At 63.4% G+C, this 23,012-nt stretch carries 22 protein-coding genes; 9 read left to right on the top strand and 13 right to left on the bottom strand.

Features of this window, described 5'->3' with window-relative positions; genetic code table 11:
• Positions 1 to 35: 35 nt before the first annotated feature.
• From J3485_RS16360 to kdsD, 8 genes are all read right to left on the bottom strand, one after another.
• Positions 36 to 491: a PTS sugar transporter subunit IIA gene (locus tag J3485_RS16360; RefSeq protein ID WP_206954579.1), complete on the bottom strand. Its 456-nt coding sequence runs from the start codon at positions 489 to 491 to the stop codon at positions 36 to 38.
• Between the two features lie 275 nt (positions 492 to 766).
• Positions 767 to 1,126 carry a ribosome hibernation-promoting factor, HPF/YfiA family gene (gene hpf / locus J3485_RS16355; protein WP_206954577.1) on the bottom strand — a complete coding sequence of 120 codons (360 nt, stop codon included), beginning with the start codon at positions 1,124 to 1,126 and terminating at the stop codon, positions 767 to 769.
• Positions 1,127 to 1,298: 172 nt separating this feature from the next.
• Positions 1,299 to 2,807, bottom strand: coding sequence for an RNA polymerase factor sigma-54 (locus J3485_RS16350; protein WP_206954575.1), 1,509 nt, complete (start codon positions 2,805 to 2,807; stop codon positions 1,299 to 1,301).
• A gap of 136 nt (positions 2,808 to 2,943) precedes the next feature.
• The gene (gene lptB, locus J3485_RS16345) at positions 2,944 to 3,684 is read right to left on the bottom strand and encodes an LPS export ABC transporter ATP-binding protein (RefSeq protein WP_206955841.1); all 741 of its coding nucleotides are present in this window, start codon (positions 3,682 to 3,684) and stop codon (positions 2,944 to 2,946) included.
• A 65-nt stretch (positions 3,685 to 3,749) separates the two neighbouring features.
• Positions 3,750 to 4,409 (bottom strand): lipopolysaccharide transport periplasmic protein LptA, encoded by a 660-nt coding sequence (gene lptA, locus J3485_RS16340; protein ID WP_206954573.1) that lies wholly within the window; start codon positions 4,407 to 4,409, stop codon positions 3,750 to 3,752.
• A gap of 30 nt (positions 4,410 to 4,439) precedes the next feature.
• Positions 4,440 to 5,054, bottom strand: a complete 615-nt coding sequence (lptC, locus tag J3485_RS16335; protein WP_206954565.1) for an LPS export ABC transporter periplasmic protein LptC — start codon at positions 5,052 to 5,054, stop codon at positions 4,440 to 4,442.
• Positions 5,051 to 5,599, bottom strand: a complete 549-nt coding sequence (locus tag J3485_RS16330) for a KdsC family phosphatase (RefSeq protein WP_206954563.1) — start codon at positions 5,597 to 5,599, stop codon at positions 5,051 to 5,053. Before J3485_RS16330 ends, lptC begins: the two co-directional genes overlap by 4 nt.
• Entirely contained in the window at positions 5,599 to 6,582 is a 984-nt protein-coding gene (kdsD, locus tag J3485_RS16325; protein ID WP_206954560.1) for an arabinose 5-phosphate isomerase KdsD, read from the bottom strand. The genes J3485_RS16330 and kdsD overlap by 1 nt, the downstream gene beginning before the upstream one ends.
• Positions 6,583 to 6,719: 137 nt before the next feature.
• Here kdsD and J3485_RS16320 point away from each other — a divergent pair, with 137 nt between their 5' ends.
• From J3485_RS16320 to purU, 5 genes are all read left to right on the top strand, one after another.
• Positions 6,720 to 8,723: a monovalent cation:proton antiporter family protein gene (locus tag J3485_RS16320; RefSeq protein ID WP_206954558.1), complete on the top strand. Its 2,004-nt coding sequence runs from the start codon at positions 6,720 to 6,722 to the stop codon at positions 8,721 to 8,723.
• Positions 8,724 to 8,811: 88 nt separating this feature from the next.
• On the top strand, positions 8,812 to 9,378 hold the full coding sequence (locus tag J3485_RS16315; RefSeq protein ID WP_206954556.1) for an adenine phosphoribosyltransferase: 567 nt from the start codon (positions 8,812 to 8,814) through the stop codon (positions 9,376 to 9,378).
• Positions 9,379 to 9,381: 3 nt separating this feature from the next.
• Positions 9,382 to 9,996 (top strand): LysE family translocator, encoded by a 615-nt coding sequence (locus tag J3485_RS16310; protein ID WP_206954554.1) that lies wholly within the window; start codon positions 9,382 to 9,384, stop codon positions 9,994 to 9,996.
• A 27-nt stretch (positions 9,997 to 10,023) separates the two neighbouring features.
• Complete coding sequence (locus J3485_RS16305; protein WP_206954552.1) at positions 10,024 to 10,878, top strand: NUDIX hydrolase; 855 nt, start codon at positions 10,024 to 10,026, stop codon at positions 10,876 to 10,878.
• A 35-nt stretch (positions 10,879 to 10,913) separates the two neighbouring features.
• Positions 10,914 to 11,783 (top strand): formyltetrahydrofolate deformylase, encoded by an 870-nt coding sequence (purU, locus tag J3485_RS16300; RefSeq protein ID WP_206954550.1) that lies wholly within the window; start codon positions 10,914 to 10,916, stop codon positions 11,781 to 11,783.
• Between the two features lie 27 nt (positions 11,784 to 11,810).
• On the opposite strand, the gene J3485_RS16295 is transcribed toward purU, so the two are convergent.
• The gene (locus J3485_RS16295) at positions 11,811 to 12,896 is read right to left on the bottom strand and encodes an AI-2E family transporter (protein ID WP_206954542.1); all 1,086 of its coding nucleotides are present in this window, start codon (positions 12,894 to 12,896) and stop codon (positions 11,811 to 11,813) included.
• 74 nt (positions 12,897 to 12,970) lie between these two features.
• Positions 12,971 to 15,832, bottom strand: a complete 2,862-nt coding sequence (uvrA, locus tag J3485_RS16290) for an excinuclease ABC subunit UvrA (RefSeq protein WP_206954540.1) — start codon at positions 15,830 to 15,832, stop codon at positions 12,971 to 12,973.
• 186 nt (positions 15,833 to 16,018) lie between these two features.
• Between uvrA and J3485_RS16285 the strand changes: the two genes are divergently transcribed.
• Both J3485_RS16285 and J3485_RS16280 read left to right on the top strand, forming a co-directional pair.
• Positions 16,019 to 17,203, top strand: coding sequence for an MFS transporter (locus J3485_RS16285; protein ID WP_309477021.1), 1,185 nt, complete (start codon positions 16,019 to 16,021; stop codon positions 17,201 to 17,203).
• 74 nt (positions 17,204 to 17,277) lie between these two features.
• Positions 17,278 to 17,799, top strand: coding sequence for a single-stranded DNA-binding protein (locus tag J3485_RS16280; RefSeq protein ID WP_206954532.1), 522 nt, complete (start codon positions 17,278 to 17,280; stop codon positions 17,797 to 17,799).
• Between the two features lie 63 nt (positions 17,800 to 17,862).
• Here the strand turns inward: J3485_RS16280 and J3485_RS16275 are convergent, their stop codons facing one another.
• The 3 genes from J3485_RS16275 to J3485_RS16265 all read right to left on the bottom strand — a co-directional run bounded on the left by J3485_RS16275 (position 17,863) and on the right by J3485_RS16265 (position 20,671).
• Entirely contained in the window at positions 17,863 to 19,449 is a 1,587-nt protein-coding gene (locus tag J3485_RS16275) for a methyl-accepting chemotaxis protein (RefSeq protein WP_206954529.1), read from the bottom strand.
• A 254-nt stretch (positions 19,450 to 19,703) separates the two neighbouring features.
• Positions 19,704 to 20,210 (bottom strand): RES family NAD+ phosphorylase, encoded by a 507-nt coding sequence (locus J3485_RS16270; protein WP_374192428.1) that lies wholly within the window; start codon positions 20,208 to 20,210, stop codon positions 19,704 to 19,706.
• On the bottom strand, positions 20,207 to 20,671 hold the full coding sequence (locus tag J3485_RS16265) for an Xre family toxin-antitoxin system antitoxin (protein WP_206954527.1): 465 nt from the start codon (positions 20,669 to 20,671) through the stop codon (positions 20,207 to 20,209). The genes J3485_RS16270 and J3485_RS16265 overlap by 4 nt, the downstream gene beginning before the upstream one ends.
• A 230-nt stretch (positions 20,672 to 20,901) precedes the next feature.
• On the opposite strand from J3485_RS16265, the gene J3485_RS16260 reads away from it, so the two are divergent.
• A complete protein-coding gene (locus tag J3485_RS16260; protein WP_242538589.1) occupies positions 20,902 to 21,996 on the top strand; it encodes an RpiR family transcriptional regulator in 1,095 nt (364 codons plus the stop codon).
• On the top strand, positions 21,993 to 22,835 hold the full coding sequence (locus tag J3485_RS16255) for a GSU2403 family nucleotidyltransferase fold protein (RefSeq protein WP_206954524.1): 843 nt from the start codon (positions 21,993 to 21,995) through the stop codon (positions 22,833 to 22,835). Before J3485_RS16260 ends, J3485_RS16255 begins: the two co-directional genes overlap by 4 nt.
• The last annotated feature ends 177 nt before the right edge of the window (positions 22,836 to 23,012 follow it).

Here is a 23,012-nt window from a genome sequence, read left to right as displayed (position 1 = left end):
CGCGCCGGCTACGAGGCTTGGGCGCTACGGCAAGCTCAAGGGTGCCATTGGGTGAGCAGGCGATGCAACTCTTCGCGATTCTGTTCGGTGTGCAGGCGTTCGCGCGCTTCGCGGTCGGACAGCAATTGCGCGATTTCCGAGAGGATTTCCAAGTGTTGCTGCGTGGCCTGTTCGGGCACGAGCAGGAAAATCAGCAGGGAGACGGGCTGCCCGTCCGGCGCTTCGAACGGGATCGGCTGATCGACTCGCACGAACGCGGCGAGCGGCTGCTTGAGACCTTTGATGCGCCCGTGAGGGATCGCGACGCCTTCGCCCAGCGCCGTGGAGCCGAGCCGTTCGCGTGCGAAGAGATTGTCGGTGACTGCGCTGCGGCCGATTCCGTTCTGGTTTTCGAAAATCAGGCCCGCTTGCTCGAATACTCGCTTCTTGCTGGTAACCGAAAGGCCGATGACGACGTTTTCGAGCGGAAGAAATTTGGCTAAACGATTCATGTTGGCAGGCTAACGCGTCGCCTGGGCGCTCCTCGCGGCAACGGCTGGTTGTCGATTTTCGGCCGTGTGCGTCGGCTCGGCGGACCGACGCCGCCAGGCTCCGGTCGGGCTTTACCGCGGCCGGCTGCCCCTTCAATAACCGGCACATTATAGAACAGGGCGCAAGCATATGGTGCGCCGCGCCAACGAGGACATATTCGGACATGCCATGAAAAAGCCGCCCGTCAAGGGCGGCTGTTCTCGCGGGGTGAGACGCCTCTGCGTCGGCCGCCGTTCTACGGCTGCGCTTGCTCGCCGACCGGCGGCACATCCTGATGTTTGATCGCCTCGTGCTGATGTTCTTGGATGCGCCCCTTATGGCGAACCACCTGCCGGTCCAATCGATCCACCATGAGGTCGATCGCCGCGTACAGATCGCCGTTCGCGCTTTCGATGAAGATGTCCTTGCCCTTTAAGTGAAGGCTGATTTCAACCTTCTGCCGCTTATCCTTTTCCTTATGGTTGTCGACCGAGAGGACCACATTGCCATCGATCACCTGATCGAAATGTCTTAGCACCTTGTCGAGCTTGGTGATCACGTATTCTCGCAACGCCGGCGTTACTTCGAGATGGTGTCCACTGATCTTCAGATTCATAGTGCTCTCCAAACGAATGGCTGCCTGGGCACCATCGGTGCGGCTGCGCCGGTCGGGAGCGGCCCGCTCGAGTCATCACCCCGCGTGACTGACGAGCGGCGGGTCGTATCGGCCGGCCGGTTCCGCCGATGGCGTCAGGGCCGGTAAACGCTCTCCGCAAAACGCGGAAAGCCTAAAGAGACTTGCGCAAGTTGACTGCGGGGATCTTCAGTGCTTCGCGGTATTTGGCAACCGTCCGGCGTGCGACCACGAATCCTTGTTCCGCCAGCAGTTCGGCTATGCGGCTGTCCGAAAGAGGCGTCTTCGAGTCTTCTGCTCCTATCAGTTGCTTGATGAGCGCGCGAATGGCCGTAGACGAGGCCGCGCCTCCCGTATCGGTCGACACGTGCGACCCGAAGAAGTACTTGAACTCGAGCGTCCCGAATGGGGTGAGCATGTACTTGCCGGTCGTCACACGCGATACCGTCGATTCGTGCAAGCCCAGCGTATCAGCTATTTCCCGCAAAACCAAGGGGCGCATCGCGATTTCGCCGTGCGCGAAGAAGTTCTTCTGCCGCTCGACGATCGCTTGCGCGACGCGCAGGATCGTCTCGAAACGTTGCTGGATGTTCTTGATGAGCCAGCGCGCTTCTTGCAACTGCTGACGCAGCGAACCGCTGCCGGGATCGCCGCGGTTGTTGCGCAGGATGTTGGCGTACAGGTGGTTGATGCGCAAGCGCGGAACCACCTCGGGATTGAGTTCGGCTTGCCAGCCGCCGGACGTCTTTCTCACCATGATGTCCGGTACCACGTAATCGGCTTCGGCCTTGCCGTACGCTGCGCCCGGAAACGGCTCGAGCGAGCGGATCATCGCGTGCGCGTCGCGCAGTTCGTCGTCGCTCGCCTTCAGTTGCTTGCGCAAGCGCGTGAAGTCGCGGGCGGCCAGTAGTTCGAGATGGTTGGCGGCGATCTCGAGCGAGAGCTTGCGCGTGGGCGAACCGGGCAGCCTCAGCAATTGCAGCTTCAGGCATTCGGATGCCGAGCGCGCGCCGACGCCGGACGGATCGAAACTTTGCAGCAGCGCGAGCGCGGCGGCGAGTTCGTCGACGTCGACTTCGAGCTCTTCGGGCAAATCGGTCAATACTTCGTCCAGCGAGGACGTCAGGTAGCCGTCGTCGTCCAACGATTCGATCAGGAACGTGACGAGCGCGCGATCGCGCAGGCCCGCTTGCGTGACGCGAAGCTGCGCCATCAGATGATCGCGCAGGGTTGTCGTCGATTCGTGAATTTGCAGCGGCGGCAGGTCGTCGTCGTCGGATGCGCCCGACGAGCGGCCGTAGTCGTCGAGATTCCACTGCGACGAATCGGCGCCGTCGCTTGCGCTGGGCGTGCCGTATTCGTCCGTGCCGCCACCGTCACTGCGTTCGCTGCGCTCGGCACTCTCGGACGTGCCTGCGCCACCGCTCATCGGCTCTTGGGCGGATGACGTCGGCGCCTGCGCGATCACGGTGCCGTCCGACGCGACACGCAGCGGACTCGCGATCCATTCGTCTTCGGATTCGAGCAGCGGATTTTGCGCGACGGCCATCGCGACTTCCTGCTGCAGTTCGAGCGTCGACAACTGCAGCAATCGGATCGACTGTTGCAGTTGTGGGGTCAGCGCAAGATGCTGCGACAGGCGGAGTTGGAGACTGGCTTTCATGGCAATGTGTCTTTCATTGTAGAGACTTTGCCACGCGCCGGAAACCTCGGCCGGCCCCACGGTATGCGGCCGTGCGGCGGCGCGCCGCGGCCCTTACGCCGATTGCGTAAAAAATGCTGGTCCGGCGATCCGGACCTTACATGCGGAAGTGTTCGCCGAGATAGACGCGGCGGACGCTCTCGTTCTCGACGATTTCGTGCGGCGCCCCCGCGGCGAGCACGGAGCCGTCGCTGATGATGTAGGCGTGATCGCAGATGCCGAGCGTCTCGCGCACGTTGTGATCGGTAATCAAGACGCCGATATTGCGCTGCTTGAGGAATTTGACGATCTTTTGGATCTCGAGCACCGCGATCGGGTCGACGCCGGCAAACGGTTCGTCGAGCAGAATGAAACTCGGATTCGTCGCCAGTGCGCGTGCGATCTCGACACGGCGGCGCTCGCCACCCGACAGAGACAAAGCCGGGTTTTCCCGCAGATGCGAAACCTGCAACTCGTCGAGCAACGCTTCGGTGCGTGCCTCGATCACGGATTTCCCCAGCCGTTTGCCGTCTTCGTCGTGCTGCAATTCGAGCACGGCGCGGATGTTTTCCTCGACCGTCAGTTTGCGAAATACCGAAGCTTCCTGCGGCAGGTACGACAGGCCGAGCGCCGCGCGCTTGTGGATCGGCAGCAGGCTGATCGACTTGCCGTCGAGGAGGATTTCGCCGGCCTCGAGCGGCACCAAGCCGACGATCATGTAGAACGACGTGGTCTTGCCCGCGCCGTTCGGCCCCAGCAGACCCACCACCTCGCCGCTCTTGACATCTAGCGAGACATCTTTGACGACGGTGCGCGAGCCGTAGCGCTTCTTCAAGTTGCGCACGACGAGCGAGCTCACCGCGCCGGTTCGCTCGTCCGTGAGCGGCGCCGCGCTCGTCTGCGCGGCGGAGGTGGATAGCGTATTCACTGCGTTGCGTTTCCTTGGATCGCCGACGCGGGCGCAAGCTTGGCCGGCCCGCCGGTCAAAGGTGCGGGGCCGCCGTTGCGCGGCGAAAGCATCGCGCGCACGCGTCCGCTCGGGTTGCCGGGCCCGGCCACGTCCTTGCCCGCGCGCGCCGTGTAGAAGTCGTTCTGGCCATCGTACGTGACGACGCTGCCGTGCACCGTGTCCATCACCGTCGTGAGCCCTTGCAGGCGGTTCACCGTCGCATTCGTGGTGAGCGTCGTCAGATCTTTCTTGCCATCGTAGTCGATCCGTTCGGCGGTGCCCTGGATGTATTCGTCCACGCCCTCGCGCTTTTGACGGAAATAGGCCAGATCCTTGCTGTTCGGGTCCATCGTGCCGGTCGCGTATTGGTAGCCTTGCGGGTCCTGGCGCACGTCCACGCGGTCGGCTTTGATCAGAATCGTGCCCTTTGTCGCGACGACGTGGCCGGTAAACACGGTGACCTGCTTCAGATCGTCGTAGGTCATGTTGTCGGCCTCGATGTTCATCGGCTTGTCCTTGTCCGCCTGCTCGGCGTGGGCGACCGGCCCGAGCGCGAGGCAAGCGAGCACGGCGAGCATCGCGGCGAGGCCGGCGCGCGCCGGCCGGCGTTCGTTAAGAGAGAACGATTCGTTCATGCAGTCACGCTACGAAAGGATGGGACCCGGTTACTTCGAACCGGCGCCAGAGCTGCCGGCCCCCGACATGTCCGAAGCTGCGATGTTGCCTCGGACATTGCCGAAAAGCTGCATCACACGGGTAACATTGTTGTAGGTCATGGCGTTCGCCGTCGCGACGGACAGGCTGCGCCGAAGTTTAACCGGGTTTTTCGACTCGATCACATCGTCGTTCACGAACACGCGAAAGTGCGACGAGTCGGCCTGCATTTCGGGGTCGCCGGCGCCCGCGGCGCGTACGATGCGCGCATTGTCGTACAAATCGACGATCGAGGCGTCGCCGTTGATCGTGCCGCGCTCGCCCGTGGCCGTCACGATCGGCTTGTCCGGCTGGAAGGCCCGGATCGCCGGTTGCGTGAGGTCGCTGTTCTCGTCGTCCTCGTAGTGCACCATCTTGATTGCCGTCAGGCGGTATTGCGTCGTGCCGGACTGATCGAGTTCGGAGACGGAAAAGTGATCGGCGAAGTAATCGGGCGTGTGAGTCTTGGGGCCGCCCTCGTCGCGCGCCGGCGGCGGCCGCGTCGCTTGCAGCAGCCAATAGGTGCCGCCCGCGAGCGCCGCCATGGCGATCAACGAAAGCAGCGACGTGACGCGCGAGGCGTTCATGCGCGCCGGGCGCCGCACGCCTGGGCGAGCAGCGCGTCGTAGCGGTGCTGGGCGCGCAGAATCGCGTCGCAGACTTCGCGTGCCGCGCCTTGCCCGCCGCGGGCCTCGGCCACCCAATGCGCACGGGCGATCACCTCGGGGTGCGCGTTGGCCGGCGCCGCGGCGAAACCGCAACGCGTCATCACGCCGAGGTCGGGCCAGTCGTCGCCCATGTAGCCGCATTGCTCGGCCGTGACGTTGGCTTCGCGCATCAGTTGGGCGAACGCCTCGATCTTGTCGGAGACGCCCTGATACAGGTGCGTGATGTGCATTTCCTGCGCCCGCACGAGCACGATGTCGGAGCGGCGGCCCGTGATGATCGCCGTTTGAATGCCCGCTTCGCCGAGCAGCTTCAGGCCGTGGCCGTCCAACGAGTTGAACGACTTCATGTAATCGCCTTGAGCCGTGAACATCAAACCGCCGTCGGTCAGCACGCCGTCGATGTCGAAAATCATCAGCTTGACGCGGCTCGCGCGTTCGCTTGCCGTAAGGGGCGCGGCGGCCATCAGATCACCTTTTTCGAAAAAAGGTCGTGCATGTTGAGCGCACCGATCAGCTTGCCGTGGGCGTCGACGACGAGCATTTGATTGATGCGGTGGCGTTCCATCGATTCGACGGCTTCGACGGCGAGCTGATCGGCGCCGAGCGTGCGCGGCGAGCGCGTCATGACGTCGACGATCGGTAAATCCCGGAAATCGCCCGCGCGTTCGAGCACGCGGCGCAGGTCGCCGTCGGTGAAGATCCCTTGCACGCGGCCGTCGTTATCGACGATCGCCGTCATGCCCATGCGCTTGGCCGTCAATTGGAACAGCGCATCGCGCACCGTCGCGCGCGTGTCCACCTGTGGCAACTGATCGCCGGTGCGCATGACGTCGCGCACGTAGGTGAGCAGCCGGCGCCCGAGCGCCCCGCCCGGGTGCGAGCGCGCGAAATCGTCGGCGCCGAAGCCGCGTGCGTCGAGCACGGCCATGGCCAGCGCGTCGCCGAGCGCAAGCGCCGCCGTCGTGCTGGCCGTCGGGGCGAGCTCGAGCGGACACGCTTCCTTTCGTACGCCGGCGTTCAAGTGGACGTCGGCAAGTTGGGCGAGCGTCGATTCGGGACGGCCCGTCATCGCGATCAGCTTCGCGCCGAGGCGTTTGACGAGCGGCAGGATCGCGACGAGCTCTTCCGATTCGCCGGAATTGGAGAGCGCGACGAAGACGTCGTCCTGCGTGACCATGCCCAGATCGCCGTGGCTCGCTTCCGCCGGGTGCACGAAAAACGCGGGCGTGCCCGTGCTGGCGAGCGTGGCGGCAAGCTTGCGAGCGATGTGGCCGGATTTGCCGATGCCGGATACGACGACGCGGCCGCGGCAGCTCAGAAGAAAGTCGACCGCGGCGACGAAGCGCTCGTCGACTTGATCTCGAAGCCCGCGGACGGCGTCGGCTTCGATGTCGAGGACTTCCCGGGCGAGCGCCAGTGCCCGGTCGCCATTGATTTTCGCTATCATTCGCCGGAGTATAGCAAAGGCGTTGTTCGCCGCGCCGGGCGGCCCTTGGGCCCTAGCCGCTCCAGGCTGTTGAAACCGAATGCGCGGCGCGCTTGGCGCGTCCGTGCGTTCCGCTGACGAACGAGGACGCGCAACACGTGATTTCTCCGCTCGAGATGACGCTTTTCCTGCTGCTCGCGTCAGTGGTGGGCGTCGTATTGTTCCGTTCGTTGAATCTGCCGCCGATGCTTGGCTACTTGACGGTCGGCATCGTCGTCGGGCCGCACGCGCTCGGTCTTGCGCCCGATTCGGCGCGCGCGCAGAACCTGGCGGAGTTCGGCGTCGTCTTCCTCATGTTCTCGATCGGCCTGGAGTTCTCGCTCGCGAAGCTGCGTGCGATGCGCTCGCTCGTGTTCGGGCTCGGCTTGCTGCAAGTGATCGGCACCGTGGGTGTCGCCGTGCTGGTGGGGCTGCTCCTGGAGCGCTGGATGCACGTCACCTGGCAAGGCAGCATCGCGCTCGGCGGCGCGCTCGCGATGTCCTCCACCGCCATCGTCAGCAAGATGCTGGCCGAGCGGCTCGAGATAGAAACCGAGCACGGGCGCAACATCTTCGGCGTGCTGCTGTTTCAGGATCTGGCCGTCGTGCCGCTGCTTATTATCATCGCCGCGCTCGGCGGCGATTCGCACGATCTGGTGAAGACGCTCGGCATCGCGGCGCTCAAGATCGTCGTCGCGCTCTCGCTGCTGCTGTTCGTCGGTCAGCGCTTCATGACGCGTTGGTTCGACGTCGTCGCGCGGCGGCGCTCGCAGGAACTGTTCGTGCTGAACCTGCTGCTCGTCACGCTCGGCGCCGCGTTCATCACCGATAAATTCGGGCTTTCGCTCGCGCTCGGCGCGTTCATCGCGGGCATGCTGATCGCCGAGACGCCGTATCGACATCAAGTGGAAGAGGACATCAAGCCGTTTCGCGACGTGCTGCTCGGCCTGTTCTTCGTGACGACGGGCATGTTGCTCGATCCGCGCGTGCTCGTCGCGCATCCGCTGCTCGTGCTCGCATTCCTGATCGCGCCGGTCCTGCTCAAGATCGTCATGATCACCGGGCTCGCGCGGCTGTTCGGCGCGACGCCGGGCGTTGCGATGCGCACGGGCCTCGGCCTTGCGCAGGCGGGCGAGTTCGGCTTCGTGCTGCTGAACTTGATTCTGAATAAGCACCTCGTCGGCGCGACGATGCTACAGGCGATTCTCGCGGCCATGCTGCTGTCGATGCTCGCCGCGCCGTTCTTGATTCAAAACGCCGACCGCATCGTCCTGCGGCTCTCGTCGACGGAATGGATGCAGCAGTCGCTGCAGATGACGCGCATCGCGACGCAAAGCCTGCGGCAAAATGCCCACGTCATCATCTGCGGCTATGGCCGTGCCGGACAGAATCTCGCGCGGATGCTCGAGCACGAAGGGCTTTCCTACGTCGCGCTCGATCTCGACCCCGATCGCGTGAGCGCCGCGGCCGCCGCGGGCGAATCGGTCGTGTTCGGCGACGCGGCGCGGCGCGAGTCGCTCGTGTCGGCCGGCATCCATCGCGCCGCGGCCGTGGCCGTGACGTACGCGAACACGCCTTCGGCATTGCGTGTGCTGCACAACGTGCACGAGCTCGAGCCGGCGTTGCCCATCATCGTTCGCACCGTCGACGATGCCGATCTGGAAAAGCTGCTGGCGGCGGGCGCGACCGAGGTCATTCCCGAGATCGTCGAGGGCAGCCTCATGCTCGCTTCGCACACGCTCGTGTTGATGGGCGTGCCGATGAGGCGTGTCGTGCGGCGCGTGGAGGAAATGCGCGACGCACGCTACAGCCTGCTGCGCGGTTACTTCCACGGCGCCGACGATCCGGGCGACGACGACGGGCACGACCAGGTGCGGCTACAATCGGTGGCGGTCGACGGTAACGCCGACGCTGTCGGACGCACGCTCGAAGAACTCGGGCTCGCCTCCATGGGCGTCGAAGTCACGGCGATTCGACGCCACGGCATTCGCGGCGTCGAACCGGGCCGCGAGACGAAGCTGCGGGAAGCCGACATCCTCGTGCTGCGCGGGCTGCCCGAAGCGCTTGCGCTTGCCGAGGAGCGCTTGCTGCGCAACCGCCGCGCCGGCGTGCCGGCCGTTTGAGGCTGCCTGATACGGCCCGCCCCATACCCATCATCCATAACACGACTCGCTCGCCACGGCGGGCGAACCACTGCCAGCGGAGAATTCCATGTTCAATGCGCCCGCGGACGCGCCTCACGATGCCGCCGCGTTCATCAAGAGCCAAATTCGCACGATTCCCGATTGGCCGCTGCCCGGCGTGCAGTTTCGCGACATCACGCCGCTGCTGCAGCGGCCCAAGACGCTGCGGGTGCTGATCGATCTCTTCATCGAGCGCTATGTCGAGGCGAAGCTCGACTACGTAGCGGGGCTCGACGCGCGCGGCTTCATCATCGCGCCGATCGTCGCCTACGAGCTGAACATCGGCTTCATTCCCATTCGCAAGATCGGCAAGCTGCCCTATAAGACCGTGTCGGAATCGTATGCGCTCGAATACGGCACGGCCACCGTCGAAATTCACGAAGACGCCTGCGGAGCCGGCGAGCGCGTCGTCATCGTCGACGATCTGATTGCGACGGGCGGCACGATGATGGCCGGCAAGAATCTGCTCGAACGGCTTGGCGCCGTCGTCGTCGAAGGCGCGGCGATCGTCGATCTGCCCGATCTCGGCGGCTCGAAGCTGCTGCGCGAGAGCGGCCTGCCGCTTTACACGGTGACCGAATTCGCAGGCCACTGAACCATGCCGAACCTTCCGCTTTTCCTTGCCGCCTCCGTGGCGATCACGGTCGCGCCCGGTCCCGACAACTTGCAGGTGCTCGCGCGCGGCATCTCGCAAGGCCGCGCCGCGGGCCTCGTCGCCGCGCTCGGCTTTGCCGCGGGCTTGACGTTTCATACGACGCTCGCGGCGTTCGGCGTGGCGGCGCTGCTGCGTTCGTCGCCGCTCGCGTTCGAGATCGTCAAGATCGCCGGTGGCCTTTACTTGATCTGGATCGGCATCAAGGCGCTCACGAGCCGCGGCTTGGCGAGTGCCCACGACCGGCCGCCGCAACCGCTGTCGGCCGTTTTTCGACAGAGCGTGCTCGGCAACATGATGAACCCGAAGGTGACGCTGTTCTTCGTCGTCTTCCTGCCTCAGTTCGTCGATCCGAGCGGCACGCAGCGCGTCGCCGTGCAGATGATCGAACTCGGCCTCGTCTTCATGCTGCAAACGCTCGCGATCTTTTCCTTGTTCGGTTTATTTGCCGGGACGCTCGGCGCTTGGCTCAAGCGTCGTCCGCGCGTTGGCGTTTGGCTCGACCGGCTCGCGGGCGCGACGTTCATCGCGCTCGGGCTGCGCGTGGCGCTGCGCGACTGACGAGTCGGACTGCCGCTGAGGAGCGCTATGAGTTTGCCTTGCATCACCCGTGCGCGCCGCTTCGATGCGCTTGCGCATCGGCCGTTTTTCATGGCTGCGGAGCAAGTCGGCTGGATTCGCGAAAGCGACGTGCCGTTGCTCGCGCATTGGCCCGACGTATTCGAGATCGATGCAGCGGGCGTTGCACTCGCGGCGCGCTTCGATGCCGACGCCAATAGCCGGTCCGCCGCGCTCGCCGCCGTCATCGGCGCGCTGGCAGGACAGGGACGCATCGAGGGCTGGCGCGACGAGACCTACGCGATTCGCAACGCCTTCGACGGCGCGCCGCTCGCCTTTATCGAACGTGCTGCCTCTCGCTTTTTCGGCACGATGACCTACGCGGTGCATCTGAACGGCATCGTAAAATACGCCGATCGCGCGCCGCGGCTTTGGATCGCGCGTCGCAGCGAAACGAAGGCGACCGATCCGGGCATGCTCGACAACGTCGTCGCCGGCGGCATCGGCTGGGGCTTTTCGATCGAGGAAACGATCGCCAAGGAATGTTGGGAAGAGGCGGGCATCGAGGCCGATCTTGCCGCCAAGGCCGAACCGGGGCGCACCGTGCACGTGCTGCAGTCGTTGCCCGAGGGGACGCAGGCCGAGCAGGTTTTCGTCTACGACTTGCCGTTGCCCGAGGATTTTGCGCCGCGCAACCAGGACGGCGAAGTCGGCGAGCATCGGCTCGCGCGCATCGACGAGGTCGCACGCTGGATCGAAGACGGCGAGATGACGGTCGACGCGAGCCTGGCGACGCTCGACTGCATGCTGCGCCGTCGTTGGATCGACGACGACGCATGCGCCGGCATCGAATCGCTTTTCGCTGCACCGCTCGTCATGCGCTGAGCGGCGCGAATCAAACACAGGAGTTCATCGGTCCTATGTCGACCCACCATAGCTTCATCTTGAAACTGTCATGCCCCGATCGGCCCGGCATCGTTCACGCGGTATCGGGATTCCTCTTCGATCGCGGCGCCAACATTCTCGATTCCGCGCAGTTCGGCGATAGCCATACGGGCGAGTTCTTCATGCGCGTGCATTTCCAGCAAGTGGGCGGCGATCCGGGGCTCGAAGCGCTGCGTGAGGCGTTTTCGACGCTGGCCGGCGAGTTTTCGATGCGCTGGGAAATCCACGATGCGGCGCTCAAGCCGAAGGTCGTCATCATGGTGTCGAAGATCGGCCATTGCTTGAACGATTTGTTGTTCCGCTATCGCACGGGGCAATTGCCGATCGAGATTCCCGCCATCATCTCGAACCACAAGGATTTTTATCAACTGGCCGCGAGCTATGACATTCCGTTCCATCATTTCCCGCTGACGGAATCGACGGCGCGCGCCAAGGCCGCGCAAGAAGCGCGCGTGCTCGAAGTGATCGATCAGCACGAAGCCGACCTTATCGTGCTTGCCCGCTATATGCAGATCTTGTCGCCGAATTTATGCGAGCATCTGGCGGGCCGCGCGATCAACATCCATCATTCGTTCCTGCCCAGCTTCAAGGGCGCGAAGCCTTACTACCAGGCATTCGATCGCGGTGTGAAGCTGATCGGCGCGACGGCGCACTACGTCACGACCGATCTCGACGAAGGCCCGATCATCGAGCAGGAAGTGGAGCGCGTCGATCACAGCATGACGCCCGATCAGCTCACCGCGATCGGCCGCGACGTCGAATGCGTGACGCTCGCGCGCGCGGTGAAGTGGCACGTCGAGCACCGGATCGTGTTGAACGGAACGAAGACGGTCGTCTTCCGTTGACGGCCGCGCACGGCCCGGCGCTGCGGGCTAAATCAAGCGCAGGTAGATGAGTTCGCGCTTGATATACGCGTAGAAGATCGGGGCGGCGATGAGCCCCGGCACGCCGGCCGCAGCTTCCATGACGAGCATGGCGAGCAGCAGTTCCCAGGCGCGCGCTTCGATTTGTCCGCCGACGATCCTCGCGTTCAAGAAGTATTCGAACTTGTGAACCAGCACGAGGAAGACGAGCGAGGAGATCGCCGTCGGCAGGCTCACCGCCAGCGAGACCGCGACGATCAGCGTATTCGAGAGCAGATTGCCGATGACGGGCAACAGGCCGGCGATGAACGTGATGAGCACGAGCGTTTTCGACAGCGGTAGCCGCTGATGAAAGACCGGTAGCGCGACGAGCAGGTACAAGGCCGTGAACACGGCGTTGATCGTCGAAATCTTCACCTGGGCGAAGACGATGCGCCTGAATGCGTCGGCGAAACGCGAGGCGCGCGCGGCGAGCGCTGTCGAGAGCGGTAGGCGCTGCACGTGGCGCTCGCTCGTGATCGCGATCATCGCGCCGATGATCATGCCGAACAGCACGTGCCCGAAGCCGCGTGCGACATTCTTGCCGCCTTGCTGCAATTGCCCCATGTGCGCGTGCATGAGCATGCCCGCCTTTTCCTTCATCTGCGAGACGTCGCCGGGCAACATGGCCGAGAGCCATCCGGGCGAGCGCATGCGCGCTTGATCGACGATCTGCATCACCTGATCGAGCAGGTTTTGGATGTTCGGCACCGTGTGCTCGAAGTGCTCGACGATGCCGATCGAGATACCGGCCAAGCCCCCGACGACCACGCCCGCAATGACGACGACGGCCACCCAGCGCGCGCGCTGCCCCGACATGTGGCGAGCGATGCCGGGCGCGATCGTGTGCACGAGTTGATAGACGAGCATGCCGCCCAGCAGCGCCCCGAGCAGCTTGAAATTCAGGACTGCCCACATGCCGAAGACGGCGAGCAGGTAGCTGCCGATCTCGACGGCAGATAGCTTCGGCAAGCTCATGTCGCTCGTGAGCCGCACGGGACGTCCGCCGACCTCTCTGATGCGGGCGTCTTCGGGGGCCTCGTTGCGCTTAGCCATGTGTTCTTGGTCTCCAACCGGTGTCGGGCGGCCCGGCATCGAACCGTGTGCCGAGCCGCGATCGTTCGCCGCGATCAGCGGCGCTCGAGCAGCGGTGCGAGATAGCGCCCGGTAAAGCTCGCCTTCGATTTCGCGATCTGCTCGGGCTTACCTTGGGCGATGATCTGTCCGCCGCCCGCGCCGCCTTCGGGACCGAGATCGATCACCCAGTCGGCGGTTTTGATCACATCGAGATTATGCTCGATGATGACCACGGTATTGCCATGATCGCGCAACCGGTGGATGACTTCCAGCAGCAGCGCGATGTCGTGAAAGTGCAGGCCCGTCGTGGGCTCGTCGAGAATGTAGAGCGTGCGGCCCGTATCGCGCTTGGACAGCTCGAGCGAAAGCTTGACGCGCTGGGCCTCGCCGCCCGAAAGCGTGGTGGCCGACTGGCCGAGCCGAATGTAGCCGAGACCGACGTCGAGCAGCGTCTTGAGCTTACGCGCGATGACGGGCACGGCGTTGAAGAACTCATACGCATGTTCGACCGTCATGTCGAGCACCTCGCTGATGTTCTTGCCTTTGTACTGCACCTCGAGCGTTTCGCGGTTGTAGCGCTTGCCGTGGCAGACGTCGCACGGCACGTAGACGTCCGGCAGAAAATGCATTTCGACCTTCAGCACGCCGTCGCCTTGGCAGGCTTCGCAGCGCCCGCCCTTGACGTTGAATGAGAAGCGGCCCGGATCGTACCCGCGCTCCTTCGAGGACGGCACGCCCGCGAACAGCTCGCGGATCGGCGTGAATAGGCCCGTGTAAGTGGCCGGATTCGAGCGCGGCGTGCGGCCGATCGGCGATTGGTCGACGTTGATGACCTTGTCGAAATGCTCGAGCCCTTCGATCTGCTCGTAGGGCGCGGGTTCGGCCGATGAGCCGTACAGGTGCTGGGCGACGGCGTGATAGAGCGTGTCGTTGATGAGCGTGGATTTGCCCGAGCCCGATACGCCCGTCACGCAAGTGAGCAGCCCGACGGGTAGATCGAGCGTAACGCGTTTCAGGTTGTTGCCGTGCGCCTCGACGATGCGCAGGCACCGCTCGTCTGGCTCCTTGCGCTCGTCCGGAAACTCGATGCGGCGCTCGCCGGCCAGGTATTGGCCGGTCAGCGAGGCCGGATCGGTCTGTACCTGGTCGGGCGTGCCTTCGGCGATGATCATGCCGCCGTGCACGCCGGCGCCCGGCCCCATGTCGACGACGTAATCGGCCATGCGGATCATGTCCTCGTCGTGCTCGACGACGATGACCGAGTTGCCGAGATCGCGCAGATGCTTGAGCGTCGCGATGAGGCGGTCGTTGTCGCGCTGATGCAGGCCGATCGAGGGTTCGTCGAGCACGTACATGACGCCCGTCAGGCCGGAGCCGATCTGCGAGGCGAGACGAATGCGCTGGGCTTCCCCGCCCGAGAGCGTATCGGCGCTGCGCTCGAGCGACAGGTAGTCGAGCCCGACGTTGTTGAGGAACATGAGGCGCGCGACGATTTCCTTGACGACTTTCTCGCCGATTTCGCGTTTGGCGCCTTCGAGCTTGAGCGTTTGAAAATAGCCGAGCGCATCGCGCAGCGGCCAGCCGCTCACTTCGTAGATCGCGCGCGCGTCGCCGTCCATGCCGAGACGCACGAAACGCGCTTCGCGGCGCAGCCGCGTGCCGTCGCACGACGGGCACGCCTGATTGTTCTGGTATTTCGCGAGCTCTTCGCGCACGGCCGCGGAATCGGTCTCGCGGTAGCGACGCTCGAGATTCGGGATGATCCCTTCGAAGACATGCTCGCGCACCGTCGCGCGGCCGCGCTCGTTGATGTACGAGAACGGGATCTGTTCTTTGCCCGAACCGAACAGGATCAGCTTGCGGACCTTCTCGGGCAACTCCTCGAACGGCGTATCGATCTCGAACTCGTAATAGGCCGCGAGGCTTTGCAGCATCTGGAAGTAGAACTGATTGCGGCGGTCCCAGCCCTTGACGGCGCCGGCGGCGAGCGAGAGCGACGGGTGTGCGACGACGCGCTTCGGGTCGAAGAACGTGATCTGGCCCAAGCCGTCGCAGTCGGGGCAGGCGCCCATCGGATTGTTGAACGAGAACAGGCGCGGCTCGAGTTCGGGCAACGAGTACGAGCAGATCGGACACGCGAACTTCGAGCTGAACAGGTGCTCCCTGCCGGCATCCATTTCGAGCGCGATCGCGCGGCCGTCGGCGAGGCGCAGCGCCGTTTCGAACGATTCGGCCAGGCGCTGCTTCATATCGGCGCGCACTTTCAAGCGATCGACGACGACGTCGATCGAGTGTTTGTCGTTCTTTTTCAGCTTCGGCAGCGATTCGACGTCATAGATTTGCGCCGTGCCTTCGTTGGCCGTGCCGCCTCCCGAGCGGATACGGAACCGGATGAACCCTTGCGCCTGCATCTGCTCGAACAGCTCGGCGTGCTCGCCCTTGCGGTTTGCCACGACGGGCGCGAGGATCATCAGCTTCGTTTCCTCGGGCAGCGCGAGCGCGGCATCGACCATCTGCGAGACGCTTTGGGCTTCGAGCGCGATCTCGTGCTCGGGGCAGTACGGCGTGCCCACGCGCGCGTAGAGCAACCGCAGGTAGTCATGGATTTCGGTGACGGTGCCGACCGTCGAGCGCGGATTGTGCGACGTGGCCTTTTGTTCGATCGAGATGGCGGGCGAGAGCCCCTCGATCAGATCGACGTCGGGCTTCTCCATCAATTGCAGGAACTGGCGCGCGTAGGCCGACAAACTCTCCACGTATCGACGCTGACCCTCGGCATAAAGGGTGTCGAACGCCAGCGACGACTTGCCCGATCCGGACAAGCCGGTGATCACGATCAACTGGTGGCGAGGCAGGTCGAGATTGACGTTCTTCAGGTTGTGGGTGCGCGCCCCACGGATGCGAATCTGTTCCATGAACCTGGGGAGAGGGGGGGCCAAACCTGCTACTATAACGACTTTTCCAAACTGCCGTTACGGCACCCTTACAGCGCGCGGGAAAGAATGAGCCCTATGCTCGTTACGTTCTCGGCCCCCGAAAAATCCCTCGCGGGATGGGAGGCGCTCGAACGACGCCGCTTCGGTTCCCCCTAGCTCGCTTCGATGTCCAATCCGTCCGTTCCTACCTCGCGTATGAGTGCGCCCGAGTTGCGCGCCACAGTGTCGCTTGCCGGCATCTTCGCGCTGCGCATGCTCGGCCTGTTCATGATCATGCCCGTCTTCACCGTCTACGCGAAGACGATTCCGGGCGGCGAGAACGTGTTGCTCGTCGGCATTGCGCTCGGCGCCTACGGCGTGACGCAGTCGATGCTCTACATCTTTTACGGATGGGCCTCCGACAAGCTGGGCCGCAAGCCCGTCATCGCGACGGGGCTGATCATTTTTGCGATCGGCAGCTTCGTCGCGGCGATGGCGCACGACATGACCTGGATCATCGTCGGCCGCGTCATTCAGGGGATGGGGGCCGTGTCCTCGGCCATCATCGCGTTCATTGCCGATTTGACGGCCGACGAGCATCGCACCAAGGCGATGGCGATGGTGGGCGGCAGCATCGGCATCTCGTTCGCCGTTGCGATCATCGGCGCACCGATCGTATACGAGTGGGTCGGGATGAACGGCTTGTTCGCGCTCGTCGGCGTGCTGTCGCTCGTCGCCGTCGGCGTCGTATTTTGGATCGTGCCCGATGCGCCCAAGCCCGTGCACGTACGCGCGCCGTTCGCCGAAGTGCTGCACAACGTCGAGCTGCTGCGGCTCAATTTCGGCGTGCTCGTGCTGCATGCGACGCAAACGGCGCTGTTTCTCGTCGTGCCGCGCATACTGGTTGCGGGCGGTTTGCCTGTCGCGTCGCATTGGGAAGTGTATTTGCCCGTCATGGGCTTGTCGTTCGTCATGATGGTGCCAGCCATCATCGCGGCGGAAAAGCGGGGCAAGATGAAGCCCGTGCTGTGCGGGGCCATCGCGCTTATCCTGATCGGCCAGTTGTTCCTCGGCATGGCACCGCATAGGATCTTGTCCGTGGCCGCGATTTTGTTCGTCTACTTTCTCGGCTTCAACATCCTCGAGGCGTCGCAGCCTTCGCTCGTGTCGAAGCTGGCGCCCGGCACGCGCAAGGGCGCGGCTGCGGGCGTCTATAACACGACGCAGTCGATCGGCCTGGCGCTTGGCGGCGTCGGGGGCGGTTGGCTGATGAAGTCGGTGGGCCAAAACGCGGTGTTTTTTACGTGTTCGGGGCTCGTGTTGGCCTGGCTTATAATCGCCGCCAATATGAAGGCGCCGCGTAAGGTTTGACGCGCATCGAGGCGTCGCGCGCCGCTTGCTCGGGCACCGGGCGCGGCTGCGCAATGGATTAACTGGAGATACTCATGGCATCCGTAAACAAGGTCATCCTCGTCGGCAATCTCGGCGCCGATCCCGAAATTCGTTACCTGCCGAGCGGCGATGCGATCGCCAACATCCGGCTCGCTACGACGGATCGCTACAAGGACAAGGCATCGGGTGAATTCAAGGAAGCGACGGAGTGGCATCGCATCGCGTTCTTTGGACGCCTGGCGGAGATCGCCGGCGAATATCTGAAAAAGGGTTCGTCGGTTTACATCGAAGGACGCTTGCGTACGCGCAAGTGGCAAGGGCAGGACGGGCAGGATCGTTATTCGACGGAAATCGTCGCCGATCAAATGCAGATGCTTGGCGGCCGCGGTGGCGCGGGCGGCGGCGGTATGGGCGGCGGTGACGATGGCGGTTATAGCCGTGAGCCTTCGGAGTCGCGTGGCGGTGGGCGTGCAGCGGGCGGCGGGGCGCGTAGCGGCGGCGGCGGTGCTAGCCGGCCGAGCCAGCCTGCGGGCGGTGGCGGGCTCGATGATATGGATGACGATATTCCGTTTTGACGTCTCGCAAGAGCCAAGAACGAAAACATCAACCCCGCCTTTGTGCGGGGTTTTTTTATGTGCCTAGGGTCTCGCGGATGCGAAAACAGTCCCGCTCGTCGCGATGCGGAAAGTCGAAACTGCCCGCCCGAGTTCCTGGCCCTGATCTTCGAGCGACTGCGCAGCGGCAGCGGCTTGTTCGACGAGCGAGGCGTTTTGCTGGGTCACTTGGTCCATCTGCGTGATGGCTTGATTGACCTGCTCGATGCCTCGGCTCTGTTCGTCCGAGGCCGCGGCGATCTCGCCCATGATGCCGGTCACACGGCCGATGGCGACCGTCACTTCCGACATCGTCCGTCCGGCCTCTTCGACTTCCGTCATGCCGCCGCGAATTTTGTCGATCGATGCGCCGATGAGCTCCTTGATTTCCTTGGCCGCTGCCGACGAGCGCTGCGCGAGACTGCGCACTTCGCTGGCGACGACGGCGAAGCCTCTGCCTTGCTCGCCCGCGCGCGCGGCTTCGACGGCAGCGTTCAGCGCGAGGATATTCGTCTGGAACGCAATGCCTTCGATGATGCCGGTGATCTCTCCGATCTTGCTCGAGCTATCGTTGATGCCGCTCATCGTCGTGACCACGCGCCCCACTGCGTCGTTGCCCTTGTCCGCGACTTCGGAGGCGTTCGAAGCAAGAGCGCTCGCCTGGCGGGCGTTGTCGGCGTTCTGCTTCACCGTCGCCGTCAGCTCTTCCATGCTCGATGCCGTCTCTTCGAGCGATGCGGCCTGCTGCTCCGTGCGGGAGGACAAATCGGCGTTGCCGGCCCGTACTTCGCCCGCGGCCACGGTGATCGAGTCGGTCGACGTCTTGATGGCGGAAATGACCGAGGCGAGCTTTCCCTGCATGCCGGAGAACGCGCGCATCAAGGCACCCACTTCATCCGTCGTCCGGGAGGTGATCGTGCGCGTCAGGTCGCCCGCCGCAATCGCTTCGGCATGCGTCACGGCATCACGCAGCGGCGACGCGATGAGCCGGGAAATCCACGTAGCGAAAACGAGCGAGAGCGCAATCGCCAGCAGCGTGCCGCCGATCAGTACGACCTTGGTCTTCATCTGCAGCGAATCGACCTCGACCGCGCGCACCGAAAGCAACGACAATTCGCTGCCCACGATCTCCGCCAGCGTCGCACGCATCGCAGCCATCTGCGCTTCGCCCGTGTCGCCCTTGAACGCGTCGACGAACTGATCCATCGTCATGCTGACCGACAATACCGACTTGCGCTTCGCGAGCAGATTGTCGGCGAAGCTCGATACCCATTGCGACTCTTGGGTTTCGAGCTTGCGCAGCCGCTCCTGTTGCTGCGGCTCGTCGCTCGTGAGATTCCTGATCGTCGCCAGATGCTGCTTGAACGAGTCCGTTCCGGCGCGGTACGGCCCCAGCATCGCGTCGTCACCGACGATCGCATAGCCGCGCAGGCCCGTTTCCATATTGAGCATGCTTTCCGTCAACAAGCGCGTTTCACCGATGACCTGATACGTGTGGATATTCAAGTCGTTCGCGCTCGTCACCGACGAGAAGAACGAATAGAACGTAACGCCCAGGATCACGAGCACGGCGATAACGATGCCGAAGGCCGTATAAAGCTTCCGGGCAATGGAAAGGTTTGCGACTTTCATTCAATCTCCGAAACACGGGTTGCGTTCATTCGATCCTTCGCGGTGGTGAGTCTCGCGACGACGAACCGTATTACGGTCTGAAATGGTAATACTTTATTTTTTTCTGACGCTTCCCTGCATCCTTACGGCAAATTCAGGAAATCCTTACGACCGGTCGAATCCGGGGGCTACCGGCCAAAGATGCGCCCCGGAAATGAAAGCGTGAGGTTGCCCCGCTCCGACGGGCAGATTTGCAATCAGATAACGATGTGCGGTTAAAGGATCGGCGCGGCTATACTGGTTCGGCGCCGTCCGCCAAAAGCGTTCGGGTCGATCAGGAATGGCACTTTCGACACGACCTCAACGGTCGCTATGTCTTCGTGGAGCGGGTTCAGCAGGACGTTGAAGTCGAGCGGGCTGAGCGCGGACGGCACGCGCATCGCGAGCTGCTCCTGCGTTGCCAGCCATTGCTCGCCAATGGCGACCGTCGCGCGTGGGTCGCGCGCTAGTTCTCCCCATCCGGGGGGCGGCGCGGGCGCGTACGCGCTCTCGTAGCAGTCGTCGGGGATCTCCAGCGTGACAAGGTACAGGCGCCCGGTAGCTGGCAGCATGCCGCCCGTGTGCACCAGCAACTCGAGCAGGGTGGTCGATGCGCGGCAGGACGTGTAGATGGCACGCTTGCCGCGCGGGCTCCAGCGCCCTCCGGCGAGTGCCGCTCCCATCCCGTCAAGGTAGCCGCGACTCCGGCCGTCCCGGTCTGACACTAGCATGTGAAGGTTCACGCCGAGACTCCCTCACTCGCGCGCAGCAGGATGTCCTTCACGCGATCGTATCCCGGCTGCGTGTCGAGGACGTCGAGCGGGCGATCGAGGTTCAGTTGTACAAGCGGCCGCTTCATCCATTCCACCGCCAGTTCCCGGTTGCCGAAGAACTCTCGCGCAGACTTGAGGATGATCAGCACGCGCGCGACGCGGTCGGACTCTGCGGGTGACAAACGGCGGTTGGGGTCGTGTTTGTCGGCCTTGATGCGGCGTTGCAGAGTTGAGGGTGCAAGATCCAGGCTTTTTACGAGCCCGAGCACGGACATGCACAGTACATCCCTGGCGAGGCGCTCAAGGATCTCAGGCGCCATGCCTTCCTTAATCAGGCGTCTTTGCTCGCTCGGATCGAGCATGTCGAAAAGCTCGACGTCATACTCCTGAGCACCAAGTCCGTGGGTACCGACGTGGTCGATCGAAGGCATGGCGATTCTCCCATTTGAGTGTCAACAAATGCTCATTTTAGTGTATCGACCATTTGGGTGTATTTAACTGCTCAAATGGATGTGAAAAAAACCCTAGATCTACCGGCTATTGCGGGCCGTTCAGCAGAGGCATAACATGGCCATGTGATTTCAATCGGCCATGTGATTTCACGTGGCCACGTGAGCGCGATATGGACCCACTCCTACACACATTGCCCGAGGGGCGCGGCTTGTACGCCTTCCGCGATTTGTTCGAGGACACCGGATGGAGGATGGAAGTAGCTGCGGGGTCGGATCATCCCGAGGACATCCGCCTGTCTAGCGAGCACGGTCAAACCTACCACACGGTCCTAAAGTCGTTCAATGAAGGGCGAACTGATCGCGTCACAGCACTCTTTGCGCAGGCGCTGCTCGAGGCGCGCGCGCGCGCGAGGAAGTACCACGTCCGGCCCGCCGTACTGATCTGGGTTCGGAGTGCCTCGCGGTCTCTCGTCGAACGCCTGGTAGATTTCCATCAGGAGTACGGCGACGGAGAGCCGTTCGCTGTTCTTTCCATGGACGGAACCCAGTATGTCCAATTTCCGGGGCTGCATCTTTTTGAGCGCCCCGACGCGTCGACCAGTTCGCACCGGGCTAGTCACAGCACCCCGCCGCGCCTAGTGTTCACGGATCGCTTCCAGTGGATGCTCAAGCTTCTGCTGACGGTCGACATCAAGCGCCAGGATCTGATCGCCGCCGATCCCGTGCGCTACCGCACGGCGACCGACCTGGCGCGCGTCGCCGGCGTCTCTACAATGACGGCTACCCGGCTGCTCAATGCTCTGAAAGCGGAGGGTTTTCTCGAGTCCACAACCTTCCTCACCATCGTGCGACGTCGCCAGCTCGCGGAGCGTTGGAAGGCTGAGTACCGGAAGCCGGCGCTCGCGCTTCCGATGAAGTTCCTGTCGCCGGCGGCACCCGACGAGCAGCTTCGAAAGCTCCTAACAAAGGAGACTGGCTTTCTTGGTCTTTTCGCCGCCGCCAAAGCGCTCGGCTATGGGCATGTTCAGGGCGTGCCGGCTACCGTCTGGGTTCCCAACCTGATGGCAGCCGAGGACTGGCGTCCGCTGCGTCGCGCCCGGGAAGGTGAGCGCCCCGATCTGATCCTGCAGCAGCCCAGCTTCCCGCAAACGCTACAGCGGGGCGTGGTCTTCCGCGACGGCATAGCGGTCACGGACATCCTCCAGACTTGGCTCGATGTCTCGGCTCACCCGGCGCGCGGCGCCGAGCAGGCCGCCGAGCTTGAACACGGCATTCTCGCAAACGTGATTGGAGACAGTGCGTGAGCGACCTCGTCGAATTCAGCAAACTCGCGACGACTCTGGAACCCTGGCGCCCCAGGATCGTGTTCGTTGGCGGCTGGGCTTACCGGCTCTACCAATATGAGGCACGCGCCTACAAGCCCGACTACGCGGCGGTCTTCACGCAGGACGCCGATGTAGCCTACGCCGAACGGGAGCCACTCGAAGGCGATATCAAGAAAGCGCTCGAGGGCGCGGGGTTCAAGGAGGAGCCGAATTTCGCGGGTGGTTTCCGGCCCCCCGCGATGCGTTACACGCTCGGCGAGCAAGCCAACGGGTTCTACGCTGAATTCCTTACGCCGCTGACGGGCAGCGGCTGGCGGCGCAACAAGTCGAGGACGGAGCGCGAGCCGGACGCGACCGTTGCCAACGCCGGCGTCGTCGCCCAGAAGCTGCGTCACCTTGAAGTGCTGTTGCATGAGCCTTGGCTCGTGACGATCCCCGCTGCGGATTCCGGCCTCGGCGAGGCCGTGGCCGACCTGCGCATCCCGAACCCCGTGAGTTTCATGGTCCAGAAGCTGCTGATCCGTGATGATCGGATCCGGGAAAAGCGCGCCCAGGATGTGCTCTACATCTACGATGCGATGTACATCTTCAACGGTGCTATCGAAGATGACCTCGTCCCGATCTGGAAGAGCCTCGATGGCACCCTCACGGATGCACAACGCAAATCCGTTCGCGCGGGCGTCAAAGCGCTATTCACTGACGTGAACGACATCATCCGTGAAGCGGTGACGATCCCTACGGACCGCAGGATCGATCCTGACGACATGCTCAAGCTGTGCCAGAACGGGTTCGGAGAGATTCTCGGAGAGGCCGACTAGCCTGCAGGACCTACGGCCACGACCGCGAAGGCATTTACAGAGTAGACAGCATGCGTCGTCAAGGCGTTGCAAGAGCGTCGTGTACCTCGATTGAGCAATGGGGGGGCTGAACAGTCAGCATACGGTCATATTTTCTTGTTACATCGATTCAATCGTTGCAGCGGTGTCGAAAAGCAA

Source organism: Trinickia acidisoli, from assembly GCF_017315725.1.
Classification (GTDB): domain Bacteria; phylum Pseudomonadota; class Gammaproteobacteria; order Burkholderiales; family Burkholderiaceae; genus Trinickia; species Trinickia acidisoli.
This window is presented reverse-complemented; position numbering and strand designations above follow the sequence as displayed.

What these genes read in the sequence shown, in the direction of transcription:
- J3485_RS16280 (WP_206954532.1), top strand. Translation starts at nt 17,278, where the DNA reads ATGGCATCCGTAAACAAGGTCATCCTCGTCGGCAATCTCGGCGCCGAT.
- J3485_RS16265 (WP_206954527.1), bottom strand. Translation starts at nt 20,671, where the DNA reads ATGCCTTCGATCGACCACGTCGGTACCCACGGACTTGGTGCTCAGGAG.
- kdsD (WP_206954560.1), bottom strand. Translation starts at nt 6,582, where the DNA reads ATGATAGCGAAAATCAATGGCGACCGGGCACTGGCGCTCGCCCGGGAA.
- J3485_RS16360 (WP_206954579.1), bottom strand. Translation starts at nt 491, where the DNA reads ATGAATCGTTTAGCCAAATTTCTTCCGCTCGAAAACGTCGTCATCGGC.
- J3485_RS16295 (WP_206954542.1), bottom strand. Translation starts at nt 12,896, where the DNA reads ATGGCTAAGCGCAACGAGGCCCCCGAAGACGCCCGCATCAGAGAGGTC.
- hpf (WP_206954577.1), bottom strand. Translation starts at nt 1,126, where the DNA reads ATGAATCTGAAGATCAGTGGACACCATCTCGAAGTAACGCCGGCGTTG.
- purU (WP_206954550.1), top strand. Translation starts at nt 10,914, where the DNA reads ATGTCGACCCACCATAGCTTCATCTTGAAACTGTCATGCCCCGATCGG.
- J3485_RS16285 (WP_309477021.1), top strand. Translation starts at nt 16,019, where the DNA reads ATGTCCAATCCGTCCGTTCCTACCTCGCGTATGAGTGCGCCCGAGTTG.
- lptA (WP_206954573.1), bottom strand. Translation starts at nt 4,409, where the DNA reads ATGAACGAATCGTTCTCTCTTAACGAACGCCGGCCGGCGCGCGCCGGC.
- J3485_RS16350 (WP_206954575.1), bottom strand. Translation starts at nt 2,807, where the DNA reads ATGAAAGCCAGTCTCCAACTCCGCCTGTCGCAGCATCTTGCGCTGACC.
- J3485_RS16315 (WP_206954556.1), top strand. Translation starts at nt 8,812, where the DNA reads ATGTTCAATGCGCCCGCGGACGCGCCTCACGATGCCGCCGCGTTCATC.
- J3485_RS16310 (WP_206954554.1), top strand. Translation starts at nt 9,382, where the DNA reads ATGCCGAACCTTCCGCTTTTCCTTGCCGCCTCCGTGGCGATCACGGTC.
- J3485_RS16275 (WP_206954529.1), bottom strand. Translation starts at nt 19,449, where the DNA reads ATGAAAGTCGCAAACCTTTCCATTGCCCGGAAGCTTTATACGGCCTTC.
- J3485_RS16305 (WP_206954552.1), top strand. Translation starts at nt 10,024, where the DNA reads ATGAGTTTGCCTTGCATCACCCGTGCGCGCCGCTTCGATGCGCTTGCG.
- uvrA (WP_206954540.1), bottom strand. Translation starts at nt 15,832, where the DNA reads ATGGAACAGATTCGCATCCGTGGGGCGCGCACCCACAACCTGAAGAAC.
- lptC (WP_206954565.1), bottom strand. Translation starts at nt 5,054, where the DNA reads ATGAACGCCTCGCGCGTCACGTCGCTGCTTTCGTTGATCGCCATGGCG.
- J3485_RS16330 (WP_206954563.1), bottom strand. Translation starts at nt 5,599, where the DNA reads ATGGCCGCCGCGCCCCTTACGGCAAGCGAACGCGCGAGCCGCGTCAAG.